Origin of the sequence: Buttiauxella sp. (assembly GCF_035271705.1) — a bacterium.
Classification (GTDB): Bacteria; Pseudomonadota; Gammaproteobacteria; order Enterobacterales; family Enterobacteriaceae; genus Buttiauxella.
Genome location: NZ_DATERI010000013.1, coordinates 1 through 10,876, shown reverse-complemented (window position 1 = coordinate 10,876; position 10,876 = coordinate 1). Strand labels below are relative to the sequence as shown.

The following is a 10,876-nucleotide window of genomic DNA, read 5'->3' as shown; positions in this document are numbered from 1 at the left end:
AGCCAGGGGTTGTTGTACCCAGAGCTGGACGCGTCGCTGTTTTTACTCGAGTGCAATGCCCTAAGCGAACCGCTTGAAACTGAGCTCGGCTGGCATGTGTTATGGTGCGAGGACATCCGCCCACCAGAAGCGATGGCAGAGGCGGACGCTTTGCAAAAAGCGCGGGAGTATTTACAACGGTTTGCATGATATCTCCCCCTCACCGTACAACCCTGTGGTGAGGGGGAGATAAACTTACAATATTGCCGGTTTAATCTCCGCCAGCCACTGCTCAATGCGTTCATCGGTCAGGTCGTATTGGTTATCTTGATCCAACACCAGCCCGACAAACTTATCCACATCGAGTGCGGCGGATGACGCAAAATTATATCCCTCTTTTGACCAGTGTCCGATAACCGTCGCACCACGAGCGACGAGTGTGTCGTACAACGGACGCAGGGCGCTGGCGAAGTTGTCAGGGTAACCAACCTGATCACCCAGGCCAAACAGCGCCACGATTTTACCCACCAGATCCACCTCGCTCAGCGCCTGCATAAACTCATGCCATGAGGTATCTTCACACCCGGCATCCAGCCCTGGAAGCTGCCCGTCGCCAAGTGTTGGCGTTCCCAGCACTAGCACTGGATAGGAGAGAAATTTATCCAGTGATGTGCGGTTAATGTTGACGGGCGTGTCCGCCATTTCGCCCAGTTTATTGTGGATTAGTTTGGCAATCTTGCGCGTTTTGCCGGTGTCAGTGCCAAAGAAAATGCCGATGTTAGCCATGCTGTACTCCTGTCTTGAGGGAGAAATAATCGCCGCGTAATGTCGGGCTTCCACAGACTGTGTTGCGAAGGTTATGCCAGTTTTTTTTCAGCACCTTTAAGGATTTTATTGCACTGTTATTGCACTAATCTGGTGTTTTATTGACCTTTATTTGTGCAGCACAAACGCGCTTTTCCCCCACGCTTAGCGCCCCAAGCGTGGGGGGAGGTTAAAATGCCGATGAAATACCCTGTTTGATCAAACTTTGGTGTAGTTCCGCGCCGTAAGGCGTAGTGATTGCATGGTTATTGTTGACCGGTAATGCCACCGAGAGATGTCGTGAAATCGCACAAATTGTCGTGGATCCGACATCGCAGCACCGACTGACAGGAGCGAGCAATGACTATGAATCTGATGACGGATGTCGTCTCAGCAGCACAGATAGCCGGGATGCTTTCACGACAGCATCCGACGCTGTTTTTTACGCTGATTGAACAGGCCCCCGTGGCGATAACGCTGACCGACACTGATGCCCGCATGGTGTATGCCAACCCGGCATTTTGCCGCCAGACAGGCTATGCCCTGGAACAGTTGCTGCATCAGAACCCACGTATGCTCGCCAGCCAGCAAACACCTGCCGCCGTCTATAAAGAGATGTGGCAAACCCTGATGCAGGGACATGCGTGGCATGGTCAGTTGATCAACTGCCGCATTGACGGCAGCCTTTATCTCGCCGACATCGATATTACGCCAGTAATAAATGACGTCGGCGAAGTGCAACACTATATGGCGATGCACCGCGACATCAGCGACAAATACGCGCTGGAGCAGCGGCTGCGTAATCATATGACGCTGATGGTTGCCGTACTGAATAACATTCCGGCGGCGGTGGTGGTGGTCGATGAAAACGATCAGATTGTGCTGGATAACCTGGCCTACAAAACGCTGTGTGCCGATTGCGGCGGACGCGAGTTGCTGACGTTGCTGGATTATCCGGCGCAAAAAAGCCGTTTTAATGAGGGGCAAGTGATGCCCGTTGCGATGCGCGGTGCCGTACGCTGGTTATCCGTTAACAGCTGGGCCTTGCCCGGCGTGAGCGAAGAGGCCAGCCGCTATTTTATTGATACAGCGTTGCCGCGCACGTTGATTATGATTGCCGATTGCACACAGCAACAGCATCAACAACAGCTCGGGCGCATTGATCAGCTCAAGCAACAAATCACAACCGGTAAACTACTGGCGGCAATCCGCGAGTCACTGGATGCCGCACTCATTCAGCTCAATTGCCCACTCAATATGCTGGCCGCCGCGCGCAGGCTTAACGGCGCAGACCGCAGCAATATCGCCCTCGAAGCCGCATGGCGCGAAGGTGAAGAGGCTCTGGCTCGTCTGCAACGCTGCCGCCCGTCACTGGACTTTGAAATGCCTGCCATCTGGCCACTGCAACCACTGTTTGACGATGTGCGCGCCTTATATCAGCACCTTTTTACCCCGATAGGTGCGCTGGATATTGAACTGGATTCCCCGCATCTGGTGGGTTTTGGTCAACGTACGCAACTGCTGGCATGCCTGAGTTTGTGGCTCGATCGTACGCTGGCGCTCGCCGCTGACATTCCGGCGTTTCAGCTGATGACGCAGCTGTTCGCCCGGGAGGAACAGGGGTGGATTTGTTTCTATTTCGAGGACAACATTCCACTCACACAGGTGCGGTATACCGCGTCACCTGATGACTTTAATGTGCCCGGCAAAGGCATGGAGATACGGCTTATTCAGACGCTGGTGGCACACCATCGCGGCGCTATCGATCTGCATTCACGTTCTGGCGGGGGTACTTGCCTGACGTTACGTTTACCGCTCTTTTACGAACTGACCGGAGGCCCACGATGAGTACGCATTTTCCCGAGGCAGGTACAACCGTCTGGCGTTTCGATCTCTCTCAACAATTCACCGCCATGCAGCGCATCAGCGTGGTGTTAAACCGCGCCACCGACATCAGTCAGACACTGCAAAGCGTGCTGTGTGTGCTGCATAACGATGCTTTTATGCAGCATGGCATGATCTGCCTGTATGACGATAATCAGGGCATTCTGGCTATTGAAGCGCTGCATGAGGCGGATCAACAGTTGATCCCCAGCGGTTCGCAGATCCGCTACCGTCCCGGTGAGGGTCTGGTCGGCACGGTGCTTTCCCAGGGGCAATCGGTGGTGCTGCCGCGTATTGCCGACGATCAGCGTTTTCTCGACAGACTCGGCATGTATGACTACAACTTGCCTTTTATTGCTGTGCCGCTGTGTGGACCAGGAGCTAAGCCGATTGGCGTGCTGGCCGCACAGCCGATGGTGCGTTTGGAGGAAAAACTGCCGTCCTGCACGCGCTTTCTGGAAACCGTTGCCAATTTGGTGGCGCAGACCGTGCGCTTGATGACCACCGCCGTGGTGCCAGCGCCTGTAATAGCCACGCCGCGCGTACAGCGTCAGCCGGTACCTTCCGCACAGCGCCCGTTTGGTTTTGAGAATATGGTGGGGAAAAGTCCGGCCATGCGCCAGACTCTTGAGGTGATCCGCCAGGTGTCGCGCTGGGACACCACTGTGCTGGTACGCGGTGAGAGCGGCACGGGTAAAGAGCTTATCGCCAATGCTATTCATCATAATTCACCCCGCGCGGCGGCGGCATTTGTGAAGTTCAACTGTGCAGCACTGCCGGACAACCTACTGGAAAGTGAGCTGTTCGGACATGAGAAAGGCGCGTTTACTGGTGCAGTGCGCCAGCGTAAAGGGCGATTTGAGCTGGCTGATGGCGGGACGCTGTTTCTTGATGAGATTGGCGAGAGCAGTGCGTCGTTTCAGGCAAAACTGCTGCGTATATTACAAGAGGGGGAAATGGAGCGCGTCGGCGGTGATGAGACATTGCGGGTAAATGTGCGCATTATCGCCGCCACTAACCGTAACCTGGAAGAAGAGGTGCGGTTGGGACATTTTCGTGAAGATCTTTATTACCGCCTGAACGTGATGCCGATTTCACTGCCACCGCTGCGTGAGCGTCAGGACGATATCACCGAACTGGCACATTTTCTGGTGCGTAAAATTGGTCAGCATCAGGGACGGACGCTGCGCATCAGCGATGGTGCGATCCGTCTGTTGCTCGGCTACAACTGGCCTGGCAACGTACGTGAACTGGAGAACTGCCTCGAGCGTTCGGCGGTAATGTCGGAAAATGGGCTTATCGACCGGGACGTAATTATGTTTAACCATTGCGAAGTGGCCCCTAAGCCGCTGCAAACGACGGTAAAACCAGATGACGATTGGCTCGATCAGAACCTTGATGAGCGCCAGCGTTTGATCGCGGCACTGGAAAAAGCGGGCTGGGTGCAGGCGAGGGCTGCGCGCCTGCTCGGTATGACACCACGCCAGGTGGCGTATCGCATTCAGACTATGGATATCACCATGCCGCGTATGTAATGCGGTGGGATTTCGGTGTGTGACACTTTGTCAGTTTCATGCCGAAATCCCGACAACCCCCCCCGACACATCTGATATGACTTCCTTTATTTTCAATTAATTACCTTCACTTTCAAACGGTATGCTTCTTGCAATATGACGGTATGTCCCTTAGTTAAGGTAACGACCATGACGTCTTGCTCTTCTTCGCCCGCAGGTGGCTCACGCTGCAACACAATGAATGCTGAACATTTTACGGCGTCTGTCGCCAATAAAGTGGCTCATCATCCCTGTTATTCACAAAGCGGTCATCATCGCTACGCACGGATGCATTTGCCCGTCGCTCCGGCGTGTAACTTGCAATGTCATTACTGCAACCGCAAATTTGACTGTAGCAATGAGTCACGTCCGGGGGTCTCTTCCTCGCTGTTGACCCCCGCCCAGGCGGTAGCCAAAGCACGGATGGTGGCCGCCGCCATTCCGCAGCTTTCAGTGGTGGGCATTGCGGGCCCCGGCGACCCGCTGGCGAATATGGGCCGCACATTTCAGACGCTGGAACTGCTGCGTGAACAGCTTCCTGATGTAAAGCTGTGTCTGTCGACCAACGGACTCATGCTCCCGGATGCCGCAGATCGACTGATTGATGTCGGTGTTGATCATGTGACCGTCACGGTGAATACCTTGGATCCGGATATTGCCGCGCAAATTTACGCGTGGATTTGGCTTGATGGCGAACGCTACAGCGGACGGGAAGCAGGACAGATTCTGGTGGCCCGTCAACTTGCTGGCATCCAGCGGCTTACCGAGCGCGGCGTGCTGGTGAAGATAAACTCAGTGCTGATCCCCGGCATTAACGATACCGCGCTGCATGACGTCAGCCGCAAGATGCGTGAAATGGGCGCGTTTATTCACAATATTATGCCGCTGATTTCACGCCCGGAACACGGTACTGTCTTTGGTTTGAACGGGCAGCCGGAGCCTGATACTGAAATGGTCAACGAGGTGCGCCAGCGCTGTGGGGAACTGATGCCGCAAATGACACACTGCCAGCAGTGTCGCGCCGATGCTATCGGTATGCTCGGCGAGGATCGCAGTCAGCAGTTCCCGCTGTCCGCCATCACCACGCCTGCGCCACCGTGGCAACCGGTGATGTTTCGTCGCGCACAATTGCATGCCAGTATCGCCACACGCGGCGAGTCGGAAGAGCCGGACGCATGCCTTGTGGCGGTGGCCTCAAACGGCAACGACGTGATTGATTGTCATTTTGGTCATGCCGATCGCTTCTATATCTACAGCCTGTCATCGGCGGGTGTGGTGATGGTCAATGAGCGTTTCACACCCAAATATTGTCTCGGTGAAGACGATTGTGAACCGGCAGATAACGAGGATCGGATAGGTGCCATCATGGATTTGCTCGCCGACGTCAAAGCGGTGTTCTGCGCCCGTATCGGTTATGCCCCATGGCAGCAGCTCGAATCGCGTGGCATTCAGCCTTGCGTGGACGCCGCCTGGGAGAAAATTCCCGATGCGCTGGGCCGCTGGTGGGAAACAAACCGCCAAGACTGGCACAACGAGGACAGTGAGAAAGGAGTGGCATGATGCATCCGCACCACTCCCCACACGAATGGTTGCAACGGCTGCTCACGCTGTATGAAACGGGTTGCGGATGCTTTGCATGGCAGTTCGGGCTGTCGGCGCGTGACTGGCGCGAAGTACAGGTGATTTGCGGGCGTCCCGCCAGGCTGCCAACGCCGGAAACGGCGCTACGCTTGCATTTGATGTCGGAGCTTAGCGCCACAAGGCGCGAAGAGCAGGAACAACTGGCACACTGGCTGGCAACCTTTATGGCTGACGGTGCTGCGCCAATGCATCACATAGTGGCTTCAACATCACTGGCGTATCATCATTTGTGGCAAGATTTAGGACTGGATTCCCGCGCTGAACTGCGGGAGCTGATGAGTGCCTGTTTTCCTGAGCTGGTGGCGCTTAATGTGCAAAATATGCGCTGGAAGAAGTTTTTCTACCGCCAGCGCTGCTTGCAAAATGAGGGGGAAATTATCTGCCTTTCCCCCAGTTGTGATGAATGCTGCGAAAAATCGGTGTGTTTTGCGCCGGGGTAAATATTAAAACGCATCAGAATATTGAATCGGGTATCAGTATTCTTTAAATGCCAGTTCCAGGCGGGCAAGCAAAGGTTTGAACAGATAACTTAAGAATGTCCGCTCCCCGGTTTTAATCGTCACACTTGCAGGCATACCGGCTTTAATTTTGTAATCTCCCAGTAAATGCACGCCCTCGGCGGAAACTTGTACTTCGGCAAGGTAATAGGGCTGCTGGGTGACTTGATCGATTAAGCGGTCGGCAGAAATGGTTAAGACACGGGCAGGAACCGACGGTAATAAGGCATGATTAAGGGCAGGGAATAGCACATCAACGGTCAGTCCTGGGACCAGTTTATCAATGGCGTGGACCGGTATTTTGGCATCAATTTGCAAGGCTTGTCTGGCGGCAACAATATCCACTAAATGTTCGCCTGGTTGAATAACACCCCCCACGGTACTGACTTTGACATCCAGCACAATACCGTCAATGGGTGAGCGGATTTCCGTGTTATCCAGTTCGTGTCGGGTTGAAACCAATTCATCTTCAAGCATAGCGACTTCTTTTTGCTTTTCCGTTAACTCGGATTCCACTTCCCGCTGGTATTGGTGGCGGACCTGATACGCTTTAATTCTCAGTTCATTTTGTTGTGATTTTAGCTTGGCGATATTCAGAATATCTTCTGAGACACTGCTGGATATTTCTGCAGCTTCGCGTTCAAGTACCAGTAATTGTGCTTTGGGGTAGTAGTTTTTTTCACTGAGCGATCTTATGGCACCTAATTCTCTATTGATAAGGTTAGACTGGTGATCACGATAGCCCTTTATTTTATTGAGGTTCTCAATTTGCCCGACCAGGCCATCGAGTGTTTCCTGAATCATTGACAATTCATCCTGAATGTTTTTTCTGCGGGTCTCAAATAATTTAGCTTGCAGATTTCTGACGTCTGTCAGGCGTTTATTGTCGGCGAACTTCTCGGTGAGTGTATTATCGAAAACAATGGTTTCCAGGTCGTCTCTTTCAGCCAGTAAACGATCTTCAGTACTTTTTGCTGATATATATTGGGCGTTTAACGTGCTGTAACGCATGTCGAGCTGCATTTTGTCAAGACGTACTAATACCTGATTCTTTTTGACGATATCTCCCTCTTTGATATAAATATCAGTTACCCGCCCACCGCTTAGGTGTTGAATAGTTTTACGGTTACTCGAAACCGTCACCGTGCCGTCAGCAACAACACCGGCATCCAAAGGTGCTTTTCCCGCCCATAATAAGAAACCCCCGACGCCAAGCACAATGACGATGATGCCTCGCATAATGGGTGGCCAGATACGCGTATCCACACGGTCTGAGCCTACAGTTTCGGTGTTTTTTTCATTCTTTTTCATGATCAGGCCTCTCGTTGCTGTTCACTACTTGATGAAGATGCGGTTGCCACTGGTTTTAATATGTTGGCCTGGCGTAGATTGGCAAAAACCTGATCGCGGGTTCCAAACTCTTGAATGTTTCCTTCATTGAGTAATAAGATTTTATTCACCACACCGAGCAGCGTCGGACGATGGGAAATAATGACAGTGGTTTGACCTTGTGTTCTCAGAGTATTTATCGCCTTAACCAAGGCAAACTCACCGGCGTCATCCAGATTGGCATTCGGTTCATCGAGTACGATGAACGCGGGGTTGTTATAGACTGCACGTGCCAGCCCAATACGTTGGCGTTGCCCGCCGGACAACTGGTGTCCGCCCGCACCCAGAAGCGTGTCGTAGCCCTGAGGCATGCGTAAAATCATCTCGTGTACCCCAGCCAGAGTCGCGGCAGCCACAATAAGTTCGCTGTCATTTTTTGCAAATCGGGCGATATTTTGCGCGATGCTGCCGTCAAACAATTCAACATCTTGCGGGAGGTAGCCGATGGACGGGCCGAGTATCTCTTTCTCCCACTGGCAAATATCAGCTCCATCCAGGCGAACCTTGCCGGATAATGGTGTCCAGATGCCGAGCAACAACTTAGCAAGGGAGGTTTTTCCTGATGCGGAAGGGCCGATAATACCCAGCACTTCACCTTGTTCGAGTTGAAATGAGATATTACGCAACAGAGGGTTTTTCTGGCCTGGCGCCGCAGCAAAAACACTTTCGACGCTGATATTGCCTTTCGGGCGCGGCAGCGGCAGAACATCTTTCGGTGCCGGGTATTCCTTCAGCAGTGTCGATAACTGGTGCCATGCACTACGAAACTGCACAAACTGCTTCCAGCTACCGATGATTTGTTCGACCGGGTTCAATACGCGCCCCAGAATGATAGAAGAGGCGATCATCAGTCCTGGGGTAATTTGACCACCGATCACCAGTAAGGCACCGGCTCCCAGCGCGATGGATTGGAGTAGTACGCGTACAAAGCGACTCAGACTGCTTAACCCTGCGTTTTTATCGGCTATCTGCGTTTGTAAAACCAGCACTTTGCTATGCTGCTCCTGCCAGTTGAATTTCAGGGTGGAAAGCATTCCCATCGCTTCAATGGCATCAGAGTTTTGCAGTTGTTTATTGAGTTTGCTGGCATTACTGACAGTCAACGAATGGGCTTGCTGGATAGGGCGTTTCGTCGAGATTTCAGACACTATAGTCAGGACAAATAATATGAGTATCCCCCCCAAAGCAAGGTAGCCCAGCAGTGGGTGGACAACAAATGCAATGAATAAATATACCGGCGTCCATGGTATATCGAGCAGGGCAAATAAACTGTTACCAGAAAGAAACTGTCGAATTTGGTCCAGTTCTGCCAGTGACTGCGCAGGGTTATTCTCGCCGGTTGCCACCTTTCGTTTAAACGCGGCATTAAAGACTAACTGGCTTAATTTTACATCCAGTCGATTACCCAGCCTTACCATGACACTTGAACGGGCAGACTCAATCATCGCAATAATGATGTACAAACCAACTATCAGTAAAGTTAACATCAGTAAGGTGGTGGTATTTTTACTGACCAGAACACGGTCATAGACCTGCAACATATATATTGCCGGCGCCAGCATAAGCATATTAATCACACAACTAAAAAACAGCAGAATTATAAATGTGGGCTTTGTTCCCTTTAATGCATTTTTCAATTCTGTTGGCGTATGCTGGCGCGACATAGTCTGCTCCTTATGCTATTAGATTGAAATCATTAATATTGACGGTAGTAGCGTTAATACCGACCAACGTAATGTTATCATCGCCGATAGTCACAACGGTGTTGCCGTTGTTTGCGGTAATAGCGACGCTACTGGCAAAATTATTCGCATTAATGCCTAACAAACTCAGATCGATGAAATCCTGTCCGCCTGCGACATTACTATCGAAATCGGCAATGCGGTCCCGGTCCAGTCCAACGCTTGCGCTGAAGACGAAGGTGTCACTACCGGTGCCGCCATTCATATTGTCATTACCCGCCTGCCCACTGAGTCTGTCTGTACCGATACCACCAGTAAGGACATCATCACCTGTGCCGCCGACTATGACGTCGTTACCGGTTCCGCCCTGAAGGTCATCAACACCGTCACCACCATCCAGGGTGTCATTTCCTAGCCCACCTATCAGTAGGTCATTTCCTCCCAACCCAGACAAAGTGTCGTTACCATTACCACCAGTGATGGTGTTGGCAATGGCATTCCCTGTGCCGATGAAATTGCCTGCCCCGGTGTACACCAGTTGTTCAACGTTATCGGTCAAAACGTAACTGGCTAAGGTGGTTTGGACGACATCCGTCCCTGCATTCAACCCCTCTATGACAACGTCGCCTGCATTATCAACGATGTAGGTGTCATTTCCGGTACCGCCGGCAAGGCTATCGGCACCCAGACCCCCATTGAGGCTATCGTTACCCGCATCCCCTTGTAGGGTATCTTGTCCCGCGTCACCCGAAAGGTTGTCGTTACCGTCACCCCCCACTAACAGGTCATCACCCGCGCCACCAGCCAGGGTATCGTTGCCAAGTTCACCCCGAATAATGTCACTCCAAGCCGTACCCGTCAGGAAGTTGCCGGCATTAGTGCCAACAATAAAGTCCCCTATAGGCTGGGTTGCTGCCGATGTCAGGATAACCGCAGGATTTCCTTCATCATCAATGACGGTGACCACTACCAGTAAAGTCCTACCCAACAACGCTTGAGGTGGCGTGTAGGTGGCGGCAGTCGCACCGACAATATTCGTAAACCCGTTAGGTGAGCTCATTCTCCACTGGTAGCTAAAATTACCGCCACTCAAGCCGTCAGCATCGGCAATACCGGATACAACCGCGGTAAGCGTCACGCTTTCGGTAGGCGTCAGGTCATTTATCACCGGTACACCGGTTGTTGCCTGGTCCCGTGGCACTACCGCCTGGGTTTGCACTGAAGTTAAGGTTTCAGCATCACCCATTTGGTCGTTGAAACTGGCTTGAACACGCAGCGCCGCACCCTGGATTGTTGCCGGCACGCGGAACTCCGGCCCGGTTGCCTGATCCTGCCAATTGCCGCCGACAAATGCCTGCCATGTCAGTGTTATTGCCGTGTTAGCGGCGATACCGTTGGCGTCTTGTAAATTAGCCAGGTTGACTTGTAAAAGATCCCCCACCTGAGG

Annotated in this window: 7 protein-coding genes and 2 pseudogenes; 5 read left to right on the top strand and 4 right to left on the bottom strand. The window is 52.4% G+C overall.

Annotated elements, in window-relative coordinates:
* Positions 1-189: pseudogene (locus VJY99_RS01185) on the top strand (nitrogen fixation protein NifM); the annotation flags it as partial.
* Between the two features lie 45 nt (positions 190-234).
* On the opposite strand, the gene VJY99_RS01180 reads toward VJY99_RS01185, so the two are convergent.
* Positions 235-765 carry a flavodoxin gene (locus VJY99_RS01180; RefSeq protein ID WP_324115545.1) on the bottom strand — a complete coding sequence of 177 codons (531 nt, stop codon included), beginning with the start codon at positions 763-765 and terminating at the stop codon, positions 235-237.
* A gap of 378 nt (positions 766-1,143) precedes the next feature.
* Between VJY99_RS01180 and VJY99_RS01175 the strand changes: the two genes are divergently transcribed.
* The 4 genes from VJY99_RS01175 (at position 1,144) to VJY99_RS01160 (ending at position 6,301) form a co-directional block, all read left to right on the top strand.
* Complete coding sequence (locus tag VJY99_RS01175; RefSeq protein WP_324115543.1) at positions 1,144-2,631, top strand: PAS domain-containing protein; 1,488 nt, start codon at positions 1,144-1,146, stop codon at positions 2,629-2,631.
* On the top strand, positions 2,628-4,202 hold the full coding sequence (gene nifA / locus VJY99_RS01170; RefSeq protein WP_324115541.1) for a nif-specific transcriptional activator NifA: 1,575 nt from the start codon (positions 2,628-2,630) through the stop codon (positions 4,200-4,202). The genes VJY99_RS01175 and nifA overlap by 4 nt, the downstream gene beginning before the upstream one ends.
* A 168-nt stretch (positions 4,203-4,370) precedes the next feature.
* Positions 4,371-5,780 carry a nitrogenase cofactor biosynthesis protein NifB gene (gene nifB, locus VJY99_RS01165; protein WP_324115539.1) on the top strand — a complete coding sequence of 470 codons (1,410 nt, stop codon included), beginning with the start codon at positions 4,371-4,373 and terminating at the stop codon, positions 5,778-5,780.
* On the top strand, positions 5,777-6,301 hold the full coding sequence (locus tag VJY99_RS01160; RefSeq protein ID WP_324115537.1) for a nitrogen fixation protein NifQ: 525 nt from the start codon (positions 5,777-5,779) through the stop codon (positions 6,299-6,301). Before nifB ends, VJY99_RS01160 begins: the two co-directional genes overlap by 4 nt.
* 33 nt (positions 6,302-6,334) lie before the next feature.
* Here the strand turns inward: VJY99_RS01160 and VJY99_RS01155 are convergent, their stop codons facing one another.
* From VJY99_RS01155 to VJY99_RS01145, 3 genes and pseudogenes are all read right to left on the bottom strand, one after another.
* The gene (locus tag VJY99_RS01155) at positions 6,335-7,669 is read right to left on the bottom strand and encodes an HlyD family type I secretion periplasmic adaptor subunit (RefSeq protein ID WP_324115534.1); all 1,335 of its coding nucleotides are present in this window, start codon (positions 7,667-7,669) and stop codon (positions 6,335-6,337) included.
* A gap of 2 nt (positions 7,670-7,671) precedes the next feature.
* A complete protein-coding gene (locus VJY99_RS01150) occupies positions 7,672-9,411 on the bottom strand; it encodes a type I secretion system permease/ATPase (RefSeq protein WP_324115532.1) in 1,740 nt (579 codons plus the stop codon).
* 10 nt (positions 9,412-9,421) lie between these two features.
* Positions 9,422-10,876, bottom strand: a pseudogene (locus tag VJY99_RS01145) (heme peroxidase); the annotation flags it as partial.

Coding starts and splice junctions, on each gene's coding strand:
- VJY99_RS01180 (WP_324115545.1), bottom strand. CDS start 765: ATGGCTAACATCGGCATTTTCTTTGGCACTGACACCGGCAAAACGCGC.
- VJY99_RS01175 (WP_324115543.1), top strand. CDS start 1,144: ATGACTATGAATCTGATGACGGATGTCGTCTCAGCAGCACAGATAGCC.
- nifA (WP_324115541.1), top strand. CDS start 2,628: ATGAGTACGCATTTTCCCGAGGCAGGTACAACCGTCTGGCGTTTCGAT.
- nifB (WP_324115539.1), top strand. CDS start 4,371: ATGACGTCTTGCTCTTCTTCGCCCGCAGGTGGCTCACGCTGCAACACA.
- VJY99_RS01160 (WP_324115537.1), top strand. CDS start 5,777: ATGATGCATCCGCACCACTCCCCACACGAATGGTTGCAACGGCTGCTC.
- VJY99_RS01155 (WP_324115534.1), bottom strand. CDS start 7,669: ATGAAAAAGAATGAAAAAAACACCGAAACTGTAGGCTCAGACCGTGTG.
- VJY99_RS01150 (WP_324115532.1), bottom strand. CDS start 9,411: ATGTCGCGCCAGCATACGCCAACAGAATTGAAAAATGCATTAAAGGGA.